The 14,083-nt window shown below is 70.2% G+C and carries 10 protein-coding genes; 5 read left to right on the forward strand and 5 right to left on the reverse strand.

The genetic code is table 11. From position 1 onward, the window contains the following. Window positions 1-158 precede the first annotated feature (158 nt). On the forward strand, window positions 159-1,673 hold the full coding sequence (locus ABZ855_RS04515; RefSeq protein WP_360800742.1) for an alpha-N-arabinofuranosidase: 1,515 nt from the start codon (window positions 159-161) through the stop codon (window positions 1,671-1,673). Window positions 1,674-1,691: 18 nt separating this feature from the next. On the opposite strand, the gene ABZ855_RS04520 is transcribed toward ABZ855_RS04515, so the two are convergent. Further along, complete coding sequence (locus ABZ855_RS04520; protein ID WP_360800744.1) at window positions 1,692-4,709, reverse strand: beta-galactosidase; 3,018 nt, start codon at window positions 4,707-4,709, stop codon at window positions 1,692-1,694. 67 nt (window positions 4,710-4,776) lie between these two features. Here ABZ855_RS04520 and ABZ855_RS04525 point away from each other — a divergent pair, with 67 nt between their 5' ends. From ABZ855_RS04525 to ABZ855_RS04535, 3 genes are all read left to right on the forward strand, one after another. Next, a complete protein-coding gene (locus ABZ855_RS04525; protein ID WP_360800747.1) occupies window positions 4,777-5,235 on the forward strand; it encodes an Rrf2 family transcriptional regulator in 459 nt (152 codons plus the stop codon). 244 nt (window positions 5,236-5,479) lie between these two features. Continuing rightward, window positions 5,480-7,798, forward strand: coding sequence for a peptidoglycan recognition protein (locus ABZ855_RS04530; protein ID WP_360800750.1), 2,319 nt, complete (start codon window positions 5,480-5,482; stop codon window positions 7,796-7,798). A gap of 338 nt (window positions 7,799-8,136) precedes the next feature. Next, window positions 8,137-8,781: a DUF4360 domain-containing protein gene (locus ABZ855_RS04535; RefSeq protein ID WP_360800753.1), complete on the forward strand. Its 645-nt coding sequence runs from the start codon at window positions 8,137-8,139 to the stop codon at window positions 8,779-8,781. A gap of 94 nt (window positions 8,782-8,875) precedes the next feature. On the opposite strand, the gene ABZ855_RS04540 is transcribed toward ABZ855_RS04535, so the two are convergent. Then, entirely contained in the window at window positions 8,876-9,808 is a 933-nt protein-coding gene (locus ABZ855_RS04540; RefSeq protein ID WP_360800756.1) for a hypothetical protein, read from the reverse strand. A gap of 52 nt (window positions 9,809-9,860) precedes the next feature. Continuing rightward, window positions 9,861-10,427, reverse strand: a complete 567-nt coding sequence (locus ABZ855_RS04545) for an alpha/beta hydrolase (protein WP_360800759.1) — start codon at window positions 10,425-10,427, stop codon at window positions 9,861-9,863. Between the two features lie 122 nt (window positions 10,428-10,549). On the opposite strand from ABZ855_RS04545, the gene ABZ855_RS04550 reads away from it, so the two are divergent. Further along, window positions 10,550-11,014 carry an Lrp/AsnC family transcriptional regulator gene (locus tag ABZ855_RS04550; protein ID WP_360800762.1) on the forward strand — a complete coding sequence of 155 codons (465 nt, stop codon included), beginning with the start codon at window positions 10,550-10,552 and terminating at the stop codon, window positions 11,012-11,014. Between the two features lie 37 nt (window positions 11,015-11,051). Here the strand turns inward: ABZ855_RS04550 and ABZ855_RS04555 are convergent, their stop codons facing one another. After that, window positions 11,052-12,812, reverse strand: coding sequence for a histidinol-phosphate transaminase (locus ABZ855_RS04555; protein WP_360800765.1), 1,761 nt, complete (start codon window positions 12,810-12,812; stop codon window positions 11,052-11,054). 161 nt (window positions 12,813-12,973) lie between these two features. Continuing rightward, window positions 12,974-14,047: an aldose epimerase family protein gene (locus tag ABZ855_RS04560; protein WP_360800768.1), complete on the reverse strand. Its 1,074-nt coding sequence runs from the start codon at window positions 14,045-14,047 to the stop codon at window positions 12,974-12,976. Between the last annotated feature and the right edge of the window lie 36 nt (window positions 14,048-14,083).

Consider the following 14,083-nt stretch of genomic DNA (forward strand, 5'->3'; position numbering starts at 1 on the left):
ACGATCGTTGGGCATGTCCGCCATTGACGTGCGGACACACCAAAATTACCGTCCTGTTCGAAGTTACGAGCGGATTCCGAGATACCGAACACCGAGATGTCGAACGCCGCACGCCGAGCACCGCCGCACGCTGTACGCCGAATGCCGGAGAGGAACACATGTCCCGCACCGCCCGCTTCACGATCGACCCCGCCTTCACCGTCGGGGAGGTCAACCCCCGGCTCTTCGGATCCTTCGTCGAACACCTCGGCCGCTGCGTCTACACCGGTGTCTTCGAGCCCGGCCACCCCTCCGCCGACGAGGCGGGTCTGCGCACGGACGTGCTGGAACTGGTCCGCGAACTCGGCGTCACCGCCATCCGTTACCCCGGCGGCAACTTCGTCTCCGGCTACAACTGGGAGGACTCGGTCGGCCCGGCCGACGAACGCCCCCGCCGCCTCGACCTCGCCTGGCGTTCCACGGAGTCCAACCGCTTCGGCCTCTCCGAGTACATCGACCTGCTGCGGAAGATCGGCCCGCAGGCCGAACCGATGATGGCCGTCAACCTCGGCACGCGCGGGGTCGCCGAGGCCCTCGCACTCCAGGAGTACGCCAACCACCCCTCCGGCACCGCCCGTTCGGACCTGCGGGTCGCACACGGCGACAAGGACCCGTTCGGCATCAAGATGTGGTGCCTCGGCAACGAGATGGACGGCCCCTGGCAGACCGGCCACAAGACCGCCGAGGAGTACGGCCGCCTCGCCGCCGAGACCGCCCGCGCGATGCGCCAGCTCGAGCCCGACCTCGAACTCGTCGCCTGCGGCTCCTCCAGCCAGGGCATGGACACGTTCGCCGAATGGGAGTCGACGGTCCTCCAGGAGACGTACGACCTGGTCGACTACATCTCCCTGCACGCCTACTACGAGCCCCAGGACGGCGACATCGACTCCTTCCTGGCCTCGGCCGTGGACATGGAGTCGTTCATTGACAACGTAGTCGCGACCTGTGACCACGTCGGCGCCCGCCTCAAGTCGAAGAAGAAGATCAACCTGTCCTTCGACGAGTGGAACGTCTGGTACATCTCGGGGTGGCACGAGATCGAGAACTCCGGCGCACGCGACTGGGCCGAGGCCCCGCGGCTGCTGGAGGACGTCTACTCCGTCACCGACGCCGTCGTCTTCGGCTCGCTCCTCATCGCCCTGCTCCGGCACGCGGACCGCGTCACCGTCGCCTGTCTCGCCCAACTCGTCAACGTCATCGCGCCGATCATGACCGAGCCGGGCGGCCCGGCCTGGCGTCAGACGACGTTCTTCCCGTTCGCGCAGGCCAGCAGGTACGGACGCGGCGAGGTCCTCGACGTACGGGTGGACTCGCCGACGTACGAGACGAAGAAGTACGGCGAGACGGACCTCCTGCACGCCACCGCCGTACGCGCCGACGACGGCACGGTCACCGTCTTCGCCGTCAACCGGGACCGCACCCAGCCGCTGCCCCTCGAAGTCGCCCTGAACGGACTGCGGTTGACCTCGGTGATCGAGCACAGCGTGATCGCGGACGCCGACCCGGACGCCCGCAACACCCTGGACGACCCGGAGCGCGTAGCCCCCCACCAGGCATCCGGCACCACCCTCCAGGACGGCACGCTGACCGCGCTCCTGGAGCCGCTGTCCTGGAACATGATCCGGCTCGCGTAGGCGGGCCCGCAAAAGGAGCTACCGGCCGGGGGAGGGGACGTCCGCCACCTCGACTCCCCCGGCCGCACTCCCGAGCAGCGTCAGCCGCACCTCGCCGGGCCCCGACACCGTCGTACCGTCCGAAAGCACCGCCAGGGCAAGGGTGTTGGCGCCCCGGGTGCGCAGTACGCCGTTCGGGAGGACGAAGGTGTGCTGGGGGCCGACGTCGTTGACGTACTGGCCCATGTTCCAGCCGTTCAGGAAGATCTGGACGCGGTAGGCGCGCCCCGGGTCGTCCGCCAGCACCAGCCCGATCGACGCGTCGACGCCCGGATCGACGGCGAGCCGGAACCCGGTCCGGTACCAGGTCACCCCCTGCCGTGGCCGCTCGGCACGCGGCAGGTCGACCACGGGCCAGCCGCCGTCCCCGTACCCCGGCAGATGCCAGCCCGACCGTTCCCCGTACAGCCCACCGGTGTTGAGCGGACCACGCACCGGATCGGCTGCCCCCGCGGCCGCCCCCTGCAACCGCCAGCTCACCGCCGGGGAGGCACCCGCGAAGGTCGCCGACGTCAGTCCACGGGCGGCCTTGTGCGTGTCCTGCGTCCTGCCGTCCATGTCGTGCTGCATCCGCCGCACCAGCACGGACAGCACATGCCGGCCAGAAGTGCGCGCCTTCTCCGGCACGTCGAAGGTGGCCTTCGCTGCCCAACTCCCCTTCCGTACGGTCCGCTTGTCCGGTACCGGCATCCGGTGCGTGCCCAGCGGCGCACCGTCCAGCCACGCCATCAGCAGCCCCTGCGTCCCGGTGCTGTAGCCGAGGGACACGGAGCGCAGGCCCGTGGCGTCGGTGAAGGAGCCCCGGTACCAGACGTCCCCGTAGTGGAAGCCGTAGTCGTCGGCGAACAGCACGGGCTGCCCGGCGGGCACGGGCGTCGTGCTGAACGTCGAAGTCCGGTCGGCGACCGTCCACTTGGAGTCGTCGAAGCCGGGCTCGGACTCGGGGTTCTCCACCTGCCGCCGCCAGCCGCGCAACGAGGGCAGCGCGACCCCGGAGACCCCAGCCAACGGCCGCTCGGCCCGCAGACTCCCGGAACCGGTGACCGACATCCTCAACTCACCCTCGTTCCAGACGACTTCACGCACCCCGTCCGGCGCCCACACCTCCAGTTCGGTCGCCTCGACGGTGTCCCCGGTCAACCGCAGCGAGTCGCCGCGCAGTTCGGCGGTCCGCAGCAGCGCGGGCCCGTACACCAGCATCGATCCCGCCGGTGTCTCGCGCGGCCACAGTCGCACGGAGGTCTCGTCGTCGGCGAGGAGAAGGAGAAGGGGAGCCGAGACCCCGCCCCCCTCGACCAACACCCGGGTGAGACCCCCGAGTCGGGCCGTCACCCGGACCAGCCCGTTCGCGTACGAGGACTCCGCGTCCCCCGCCGTCACGGTCACCGTCGGCTCGCTCGCGCACTCCAGCGCGGTCACCGTCGCCTCGCCCGCGCGTCCCGTCAGTACGGCGACGTCCTGGTGCCCTGCCGTCAGCCACAGCATCGGCTGGGCGTTGGAGTACGCCAACTTCCGCCGCCCCAGGGTGATTCCGGCAGCGAGAAGACGGGCGTCCGAGGCGGGGACGGTCACCGGGAGCGAGGCCCCCGCGACCGGGAGAGCCGAAGTGACGGGCCGCGTCGAGTCGTTGCGCAGGACGTAGACGTGGGCGTGGGTGTCCGGGTTGGTGAGGTGGTAGACCTTGATCCGGCCGGCCGCCCCCGTGACGCCTCCCGCCGTGCCCCCCTCCGCCGTTATGTACTCCGCGTCGCCGGCCGGGTCCAGCTTGGCCAACTCCGGTACGCACCGCACCAGCTGCCCGATCTGGTGCATGGGGACGACCTTCGGGGTCGCCCGGCGCCCCTCGTCGAAGGCGGCGCCGTAGTCGTACGACGTGTACACCTGCGGGGCCGGCAGCCAGCCCCAACTGGTGCCGCCGAAGGTCATGTAGACGTTGTGGACCGTGATGCCGTTGGCGAGGTTGGTGAGATAGAAGCGCCGTTCGTAGGCCGCGCCCCGGGTCCGTGCCGACCCCGCGTACCCGGCGCCGTCGAACTCGACCCCGCCCCACGGATCGAACCAGCCGCCCCCGAACTCCGGCACGAACCCTGGCGTGTCCGGGCTCGCCGTGGCCCCGCCCTTCTGGCCGCCGATGCCGAAGTGCCCCCAGTCGGGCGGGACTTCGTCCGGCGCCGGATAACCGTCGAAGCCGTACAGCCAACGCCCGCGCTCACCACCCGTGTCGAAGGAGCCGGGGGTCCAGTAGCCGTGTCTGCTCTGGTCGTTGTGGAAGAGGGGGACGTCGATGCCGTCGGCGCGGACCTTGGCGTACAGGTGGGCCATGTAGTCGAGGCCTGGGGGCCTGGTGACGTACGCGTAGTACTCGTTCTCGATCTGGTAGAGCAGGACCGTGCCGTCGCCCCGCGTGTAGAGATGGCGGGCCACGATCGCGTCGACCGCCGTCAGCCACTCGTCGGCGTACGCGATGTAGGTCGGGTCGAAGATCCGGGCGCGGGCCTTCGTCGCGGTCAGCCAGCCGGGGAAGCCGCCCGCGTCGACCTCGGCGTTGATGTACGGGCCGGGGCGCAGGATGACGTACAGGCCGGTCTCGGCGGCCTGGCGCAGGAACAGGTCGAGGTCGCGGACGCCCGTGAAGTCGTACTGGCCGGGTGCGGGGGAGTGGTAGTTCCAGGCGACGTAGATGCTGACGGCGTTGTAGCCGTGCGCGCGCATCTTCTGGAGCACGTCCCGCCACAGGGACGGGCTCGGCAGCCGGAAGGGATGCATCTCGCCCGACCACAGGACGAGCCGTCGCCCGTCGACGAGGAGGGAGTAGCGGTCGAAGCCGACGGTGTGCCGGCGGCCGTCCGCCATGGGTGGGGGAGGGGGCGGACCGGTGGGCGCCGAATGTCCGGGGCCGCTCGGGGTGCCGGAGCCGGTGCCCGCGCTGGCGCTGAGGGAGAGGCCGAGGGCGGCGGCGCCCGCGGCCGCGGTGAAGGTACGTCTGCTCAGCGCCAACGGAATCGATCTCCTCGTACACGTGTCCGGTCATTGTCCACACCGCACGACGACCGACAATGACCGCATGAGGATCTCGGCGCGGGCGGACTACGCGGTGCGAGCGGTACTGGAGCTGGCCGTACGGCAGGACGACGGGCCGGTGAAGGCGGAGACCCTTGCCGCCGCCCAGGCCATTCCGCACAAGTTCCTGGAGGGCATCCTCGGCGACCTGCGGCGCGGTGGGATCGTCGACTCCCGGCGCGGTGGCAACGGCGGTTACCGGCTGGCGCGGCCCGCCGCCGAGATCACGGTCGCGGACGTCGTCCGGGCCGTCGACGGGCCCATCGTGTCGGTGCGCGGCGAACGGCCGACCACTCTCGCCTACACCGGCCCCGCCGAACCGCTGCTCCCGCTGTGGGTCGCGCTGCGCGCCAATGTCCGCAAGGTGCTGGAGGGGGTGAGCTTCGCGGATCTGGCGGCGGGGGAGCTGCCGGAGTCCGTGCGGGGGCTGGCCGAGGAACCGGCGGCGTGGGAGAACCCATGAATCTGTTAGGAAGAAGCCGGCGGGCGGTGTACGGAAAGTCAGGAACCGGTAAATCCGTATGCCCGGAAAAGGGCTAAAGTTTCAGTCTTTCAGAGCCCTTAATGTTGCTCCAACAGAGCGTTTCTAAACCACCGTGACGTATGAAGTTCCGGGTTGGTTGTTGACGGCCTTCACTCTCCCGATACCTTGACCCCTGCATGTGCATGTAACGGGTGGGGTCTACGTGAAGGGTGTGCTTTCGGGGATGAGATCGTTGAGGTCGCGTCGAGGGTGGGGCATCGGGGCCGTTGTGGCCGCCGGAGTGTCCGGGGTTCTGATCGTCCAGTCGGTGAGTGGCGGCGGTGGCGCGAACAACGCGGCCGACGACAGCAAGCCCGCGGCCTCCGGGCCGATCGCGACCGAGGAGTACGCGGCGGCGCTGAAGGTCGCTGCCGACGGCGACTCGGCGACGCTGGCCAAGCGGGACACCAAGCCGTTCAGCATGCTCGGCGTCACCTGGGCCGACCCGTCGGCCACCATCGCCGGCAAGGTCGAGGTCCGTACCCGCGCCGCCGGTACCGACAACTGGACGTCCTGGCTGGAGCTGGGCACGGACAGCGGACCCGGCGAGGAGGGCGCGACCCGCGCCGGTACCGAGCCCGCGTGGGTCGGCGCGTCCGACGGCGTGGAGGTCCGGGTCGACGGCAAGGCGTCCGCCGAGCTGCCCAAGGGCCTGCGCGTCGACATGATCGACCCGGGCACCGGTTCCGTCTCGGACCTGGAGCCCGCCGGATTCGTGGCGGCCGCGAGCACCGAATCGCCCGACCCCTCGCTCACACCGGACGTGTCGGAGTCTCCCGCGCCCACGCCGAGCGACTCGGCGTCCGCCTCCGCGTCCCCGAGCGAGTCCCTTTCCGTTCCCCCGAGCGTTCCTCCCACGGAGTCCGCGTCGCCGAGCAGCGCGCCCGTGACGACTCCGCCGGCGACGACCTCGGCCCCTGCCAGCTCCTCGCCGTCGGCCTCGCCGAGCACCGGCCCCACGGCCCCGCCGTCCACCGCCGCCAAGCCGCCGATCGTGCTGCGGGCCGGCTGGGGCGCGGACGAGACGATGAGCCCCGAGGCGCCGGAGTACCTGACCGGCGGGATCAAGGCCGTTGTCGTCCATCACACCGCCGAGACCAACGACTACACCTGCGACCAGTCGCCGGCCATAATCCGCGGAATCTACGCGTACCACGTCAAGACGAACGGCTGGAAGGACATCGGCTACAACTTCCTCGTCGACAAATGCGGCACCATTTTTGAGGGCCGCAAGGGCGGGGTCGACAAGCCGGTCTTCGGTGCGCACGCCTACGGCTTCAACAGCCAGACCACCGGAATCTCGGTCCTCGGCAACTACAACCTGGTCGCCCCGCCGACGGCGGTCCTGACCTCCGTCGCGCGTCTCGCCGCCTGGAAGCTCGGCCAGTACGGCGTCAGCCCGACCGGCACGACCACGCTCACGGCGGGAGCCGCCGGCAGCAGCTACTACGAGCCCAAGCGGACGTGGAGCACGGGCGCCCAGCTCAGCTTCCCGACCATCCACGGCCACGGCAACGGCTACGCCACCGAGTGCCCCGGCTCCCAGCTCTACAACGCGCTGCCCACCATCCGCAGCTACGCGGCGGGCCCGGTCACCGGCCTGACCCTCAAGTCGGTCACCGGAGCGGGCACCGCGGGCGCCCGGACGTACACCAAGTCGGCCATAACGGTCAGCTGGTCGGCGACCACGCCCGCCGCGCTGATCACCAAGTACGAGGTGCTGGTCGACGGCAAGGTAGCCGCCACCACCGCCGGTACGGCCACCTCGGCCAAGGTGAACGTGGCACTCGGCACGCACGCCGTCCTCGTACGGGCCACCCACATCTCCGGCAAGACGACGACGACCACCGCCCCCGCGACCGTCGTCGCCGAGACGACCCCGCCGGCCTTCACCACCGCGCCCAACCTCTCCCTGGCGGCCGGCACGGTGAACACGACGGCCGTCCCGGTCACCCTCAAGTGGAAGGCCACGGACTCGGCCGCCCTGAAGGAGGTGCGTCTGACGGCCCCGGTCGCCAAGACGTACGGCCCGACGGTCACCAGCGCCAACCTGACCTCCAAGTCCGGTGCGGCCACGACCTGGTCGATGACGGCGTACGACCAGGCGGGCAACACCAAGGCGGCCTCGGTCGCCGGTACGCCGATGATCCTCCAGGAGTCCTCGGCGGCCCGCACGGGCTCCTGGACGACGAAGTCGTCGACCAGCTACCTGGGCGGCAAGTCGTACTCGAGCATCACCAAGAACTCCGCCCTGACCTGGACGTTCACCGGTCGTTCGGCCGCCCTCGTGGTGTCGCGGGCCTCGACGTCCGGCCAGCTCAACGTCTACGTGGACAACGTCAAGGTCGCGACGGTCGACCTGAAGTCGGCGACGACGAAGTACCGTGACGCGATCTGGACGAAGAGCTGGACCGCGAGCGCCAAGCACACGGTCAAGATCGTGGTCGTCGGCACGAGCGGCCGCCCGGCCGTGACGACGGACGGTCTGGTCTACCTGAAGTAGCCCTCCGCCCAGCAGTACTCACAGCGAACAGCCTGAGCACCGTCCTCGTACGGCGCTCAGGCTGTTCTGCGTTCCGATGACGGCTGCCGGTACGGCCGCGGGGTTTGGCTGCGGGTTACATCGACGGGTGAATCAGGCCGTGCGGGGGCGGGGATTGGCCGGGGATCGACGTGGCCGGTACCTGCCCGGCCCCCTATGCTGCGACCGCTCGACCTTCACAGCTCCTTCACTGCTCAACCACAGGTCGGGTGCGGTCCGCGCATGCGTTTGGCATGCCCATGACCGTCGAGTGCGTGATTCTCACCCCCCACTGCAACACCGCGATGAAAGGGAGAACCATGACTGGAGGCCTGCTCGCGAGTGGCGCGATCGCCGCGCTGTTCGCCGCCGCGATACCCGCACAGGGTGCCGGGTCGTCCTTCGACGACCCGCCGCCGGACAAGATCGTCATCAACGTCGCCACGGTGAACGGCTCCGGCTGTCCCGCCGGTACGGCCGCGGTGGCCGTCTCGGGTGACAACACCGCCTTCACCGTCACCTACAGCGACTACCTCGCCCAGGTCGGTGGCAACTCCGACCCGACGGCGTTCCGCAAGAACTGCCAGCTCAACCTGAAGGTGCACGTCCCGGCGGGCTTCACGTACGCCATCGCCAGCGCCGACTACCGGGGCTTCGCCTCCCTCCAGCGGGGGGCGAGCGCCATCCAGCGGGCCTCGTACTACTTCCAGGGCTCGTCGAGCACGGCGTTCCGCACCCACACGTACAACGGCCCGCTCAACGACAACTGGCAGGCCACCGACATCACCGACTGGGCCCAGCTCGTCTACGCGCCCTGTGGGGTCCAGCGCAACTTCAACATCAACACGGAGTTGCGGGTGAACGCGGGTACGTCGACGGGCACGAGCTTCATGGCGATGGACTCGACCGACGGCGACATCAACACCGTGTACCACCTGGCGTGGCAGCGGTGCCCGGCGAAGTGAGCGCCGTGACACCGTGAGGGAGTCGTAGCGCGGGGTGCGGACACGGCCGGCCGTGTCCGCACCCCGTGTCGGGCGCCGGTGGCGTCGGCGCGACTCAACTCCAGCTCGGAGAGGCCGAGTCCGGCCCGCCGTACGGCACGGGCAGCCCCGTCACCGCGTCCAGGGGGACCCGGTCGCCCAGCGGTCGCTCCAGCTCGACCGTCACCTTCTTGTAGTGCATGTCGGCGGTGCAGGGCAGGTCCGACTCCACATGGGCGACGGTCGCCGAGAGCACCACGCTGCCGTCCGTCTCATGGGCCTTCACCCGGGGGCCGTCGTCGCAGGAGCCGTGGGACGCCAACACGGTGAGGGTCCGTCCGTCCTCGGACACCTCCAACAGCTGTGGCAGCGCCCCCAGTTCGGTGGGTACGTCGTCCCCGATCCGGCCGATCGGCGACGGCGGAAGCTCCGACGGCCGCAGGGCGACGCGCCTGAGCGGCTCGTCGTACCCCTCCAGCGTGAACAGCCAGGCCGGCACGGTGGCAGGGCCGCGACTGGTCGCGATGGTCGCCGCGCCCAACTCGGCGCCGGTGACGGTGAGATGGGGATCCCCGGGGCTGCTGTTGCGGCTCAGGGCGGTGTAGGTCTGGCGCGCGTCCAGCAGGGGCCGGACGAGTGAGCCGCCGCCCGCCCACTTCACCTTTCCCGTCTCGGGCGTGGTGGTGGGGAGTTCGCCGCCCAGTACGTAGTTCTCCAGGGAGTAGGCCCTTTTGTCGTAGGCGCTGTGGAAGCCTCCGGCGGGCGGCGAGACCCAGTCCCCCATCGGGTAGTAGCCCTCGCGCCATGTCCCGGCGGCCTTGGAGCCGTCCCAGGCGTCGGCGACCTCCTGGGCGCGACCTGCCGTCGGCGACGAGGTGTCCCCGGCGCTGGGCTTCGTGCCGATGCTGTCCGCCGCCCTCTCGCTGCCGCAACCGGCCGCGAACAGCGCGCCGGTGAGGGCGAGAACGAGGGCGAGCCGGGTCGAGGTGCGGGTGGTGGGCGTATGCATGAGATCCCCCCGAAAGCTGATGCTGTCGGGACTGGGACGCCTGGTGTCCGGCTTACGTTCGCACCTGGAGGGATTCGGCGGTCAGGAGCCTGCGGAGAAGTTCCCGGCCCGCCGGCCAGTCACCGAGGCCACTGGCGGAATTGACGTGACCGTGGTTCTTGACGAGGTGACGTTCCGCCTGCCAGCCGTGCGCGAAGGAGGCGGACGTCGTCGGGTCGCAGTAGGGATCGTCGTCGCCGGCCACCAACAGGCTCGGGCACGGCAGAGGCCGGGCGGACAGACCCAGGAACGTCGAGGCGGCCTCACGTGGGAAGGCCGGTCCCCGGGGATCGGGCGGCGCGACCAGGAACGCCGCCACCGTGCCGGGCCGTGACCGCTCCAGCCAGTGCGCGGTCGCCCAGCAGCCAAGGCTGTGTGCCACCAACGCCACCCGGTCGTCACGCCGGGAGGCGGTCTCGTAGGCGGCCTGGATCGCGGCCACCCAGTCCGGCAGGTCCGGTCTGCTCCACGAGGCGGGCGCGATCCGGACCGCCGAGGGCCCCCATCGCTGCTCCCACAGGCTCTGCCAGTGCCGCTCGTCCGACCCGTCGATCCCAGGGATGATGACGTACGCGACCATCGCCCGCCGTCCTTTCAGTCGTGGCCCCCACGCATCGCGGGGGCGACCTGGACGATTCTCGATGGATCAGCGGCGACGATGGGCCTCAGCAAGTGATCTCAAAGAAAGTGGGGGCGACAACGATGGAATCACTCGACGAGATCGACCGTGCCATCCTGGAACTGCTCCAGATTGACGGCCGGCTCACCGGAGCCGAGGTCGGACGCCGGGTCGGGCTGTCCCAGCCGGCGGCCGGTGCCCGCATCCAACGCCTGGAGAAGAGCGGGATCATCACCGGTTACCGTGCCGTCGTCGCCCCCGCCGCGCTCGGACTGAACATCCACGCCGTCGTCCGGCTGCGCACCACTCACGCGCAGTTGGCCAAGGCGCTCACTCTTGCCGCCCGGATCCCCGAGATCGTCTCGACCCTCCGCGTGACCGGAGAGGACTGCCTGCTGTTCGACGTGCACTGTCCCCACGCCGGACGCCTTGAACAGGTCGTGGACTCCCTCGCCCGTTACGGACCGGTCACCACCTCACTGGTCCTGCGCGACTACCCGCCCAAGCCGCTGCCGACGTCGCCGTCGCGCACAGGGGCGGGTACGTAGGCACCGGTACGCAAGCGCCGGTACGTCGTCGGCGTTGTCAGCCCGCCTGACCCATCCCCGCCGCGTTCGGCCAGCTCTGGGCGGCCGGCCAGCCCGTCGCGGGGGCCGGGGCCAGGCCCGGGCCGGTGGTGCCGCGGACCTGGGCGGCCGTCAGGCCGTTGCGGGCCGGGACGCCGGAGGGCGTGGGCTGCGGCGGGACCATCGGCTGCGGTTGCGGCTGCTGCGGCACCGGGGGCTGCTGCATCTGCGGCTGGGGGGCCTGGGGCTGCGGGGCCTGGGGCTGTGCCGGCTGCGGCTGCATCGGCATCTGCGCCATCGCGGGCACCTGCTGCATCTGCATGCCCCCGCCGTAGCTCTGCCCGCCGCCGCCCCCGTAGCTCTGCTGGCCCGGACCGCCGTAGCTCTGGGCGGACATCGCCGCCGGCATCTGCATGGCGGCCGGCATCTGCATCGGCATGGGAGCCGGCGCCGGGGCCGCTATCGGGGTCGGGGCCGGTACCGGGGTCGGCATGCCGGTACCGGCTGCCGCGGCGGCCGCGAGGCCACCCGGCATACCGGTACCGAGGGCCTGAGCGGCTAGGCCCGGCATACCGCCCCCGTTGGTGGCACTGACCAGCCTGTCCACCGCCGCCGTGCCCGAGCTGTAGGCGGTCCCTGTACCCAGCTCGGGTACGGCGGCTCCCCTCCTGGTCCCGTAGAGCACCTGTTCCAGGCCGGACACCAGGCGACGCACGTCCACCTGGGGGCGCACCACGAGACGCAGGAAGCGGCTGGACGAGCCGATCTTGTTGCCGCACTCGCGGACGAGGATGCGGTGCTCGGTGAGCATCCGGTCCCTGACCACGGTGCCCTCGGCGCCGACGGGAAGGCGCACGAAGAGGAAGTTGCCCTGCGACGGGTAGACCGTCAGACCGGGCAGGGAGGAGAGCTGGCTCGCCATGTCGAGGCGGTCGCGGCGCACCTGGTGGAGGCTCTGCATGTACTCCTGGCCGTGCTCCTTGAGCATGAACACCACGTACTCGGCGAAGGCGTTGAGGTTCCACTTCGGCAGCATCGAGCGGACGCGGCCCGCGAGCGAGGGGTTCGCGACCATGTAGCCGAAGCGGATGCCGTGCAGGCCGAAGTTCTTGCCGAGGCTGCGCAGGACGATCACGTTGGGGCGGATCATCGCCTCCTGCACGACGCTCGGTTCGGCCTCCGCGTCGGCGAACTCGAGGAACGACTCGTCGATGATGATCAGGTCGAGGTCGGCCATCGCGTCCATGAACTGCACGAGCGCGTGCTTGTGCAGGAAGCCGCCGTCGGGGTTGTTCGGGTTGCAGATGACGGCGACCCGGGTGCCGCGCGCGCGGATGAACTCGGCGTACTGGGCGAGGTCGAGGGAGAAGCCGCTGGACTCCTGGAGCGGGAACATGTCGACCCGCTTGCCGGTCTCCATGGGCTGGTCGGTCCAGCGGCCGAAGGTGGGGACGGGGACGGCGAGGGACTCGCGGACCAGCAAGTGGTCGATCCACGTGATCAGTTCGGTCGAGCCGTTGCCCATCGCCACGGCCTGCGGCGGCAGTTGGAGCAGGTTGCACAGCTCGGCGGTGATCGTGTCGGCGCTGCTCGGGTAGTACGTGATGATGTCCCGCAGTCTCGCCGCCATCGTGTCCATCATGGCGGGAGTGGGGAAGTAGGGATTGCACGGGATACAGAAGTCGACCGGGCCTGTCCCGTCGCTCTCGCGCGCGAGCGCAGCCATCGAGGGGCTGTGCGCCGCGGTGCTGCGAAAGAGCGATGTGACGTTGTCGGCCATGGAACCTCCGTATGTGGCGGACCCGTTGGGGAGGACGGGACCTCCAACTCTAGGGTGGCCCGCGCGGGGGAGCGCGGGCCGCTCCTACATACGGACGGCTGGGTGAGGGCGTTCAAACGTTGGGGTTCGGAAAAAAATTGTGAAGCTGCTGTGAAAGCGGCTCAGCCGGCGTGGAACGAGTGGGTCGTCGTCGAGCGGTAGGTCTCGCCGGGCCGCAGCACCGTGGACGGGAAGTCCGGCCGGTTCGGCGAGTCCGGGTGGTGCTGGGTCTCCAGGCACAGCGCGTCGCCCTGGCGGTGGATGGTGCCGCCGGTGCCGACGAGGGTCCCGTCGAGGAAGTTGCCCGAGTAGAACTGCAGCCCCGGCTCGGTGGTCGCGATCCGCAGCGTACGGCCGGACGCCGGGTCCCTGAGCGTGGCGACGTGCCGCGGCTCGGCGGTGACGCCCTTGTCGAGCACCCAGTTGTGGTCGAACCCCTTGGCGTACAGCAGCTGTTGGTGGGCTACGCGGAGGTCCGCGCCGACCGTCTTGGCGGTCCGGAAGTCGAAGGGGGTGCCCGTGACCTCGGCCGGCTCGCCGTCGGGGATCAGGCCGGCGTCGACGGGGGTGTAGCGGGACGCGGCGATCTCCAGCTCGTGCCCGCCGGTCGAGCCGCTGCCCTCGCCGGCCAGGTTCCAGTAGACGTGGTTGGTGAGGTTGACGACGGTGGCCCTGTCGGTGGTGGCCTCGTAGTCGATGCGCCAGTCACCGTCCTCGGTGAGGGTGTACGTGACCGTCGTACGCAGGGTGCCGGGGTAGCCCATCTCCCCGTCGGCGCTGGTGTGTTGGAGGCGCAGGCCGACGTCCGTGCCCTCGGTGAACGGCTCGACGTCCCACACCGCCTTGTCGAAGCCCGCGCTGCCGCCGTGCAGGCTGTTCTCGCCGTCGTTGACCGACAGCTGGTACGCCGTGCCGTCCAGCGTGAACCGGCCCTTGCCGATGCGGTTGCCGTAGCGGCCGATCAGCGCGCCGAAGTAGGGGCTTTCGGCGACGTACGCCTCGATGGTGTCGAAGCCCAGCGAGACGTTGGCGTACCGGCCCTCGGTGTCCGGGATCTCCAGGGACTGCACGATCCCGCCGTACGACAGGACCTTCAGACGGGTGCCGCCGTTCTCCAGCGACCAGCGGTGGATCTCCGTCCCGTCGGAGAGCTTGCCGAAGAGCTCCTTGGATGCCTGCACGGGGGATGCCTTCACGGGGTTCCTGCCTCCATGGGGAAAGCCGAAGGGTCC

This window comes from Streptomyces sp. NPDC047042 (assembly GCF_040644035.1).
Taxonomy (GTDB): Bacteria; Actinomycetota; Actinomycetes; order Streptomycetales; family Streptomycetaceae; genus Streptomyces.

Excerpts from the sequence above, each read along its gene's own strand:
- ABZ855_RS04515 (WP_360800742.1), top strand. The coding sequence starts at position 159 with ATGTCCCGCACCGCCCGCTTCACGATCGACCCCGCCTTCACCGTCGGG.
- ABZ855_RS04525 (WP_360800747.1), top strand. The coding sequence starts at position 4,777 with ATGAGGATCTCGGCGCGGGCGGACTACGCGGTGCGAGCGGTACTGGAG.
- ABZ855_RS04530 (WP_360800750.1), top strand. The coding sequence starts at position 5,480 with ATGAGATCGTTGAGGTCGCGTCGAGGGTGGGGCATCGGGGCCGTTGTG.
- ABZ855_RS04535 (WP_360800753.1), top strand. The coding sequence starts at position 8,137 with ATGACTGGAGGCCTGCTCGCGAGTGGCGCGATCGCCGCGCTGTTCGCC.
- ABZ855_RS04540 (WP_360800756.1), bottom strand. The coding sequence starts at position 9,808 with ATGCATACGCCCACCACCCGCACCTCGACCCGGCTCGCCCTCGTTCTC.
- ABZ855_RS04545 (WP_360800759.1), bottom strand. The coding sequence starts at position 10,427 with ATGGTCGCGTACGTCATCATCCCTGGGATCGACGGGTCGGACGAGCGG.
- ABZ855_RS04550 (WP_360800762.1), top strand. The coding sequence starts at position 10,550 with ATGGAATCACTCGACGAGATCGACCGTGCCATCCTGGAACTGCTCCAG.
- ABZ855_RS04555 (WP_360800765.1), bottom strand. The coding sequence starts at position 12,812 with ATGGCCGACAACGTCACATCGCTCTTTCGCAGCACCGCGGCGCACAGC.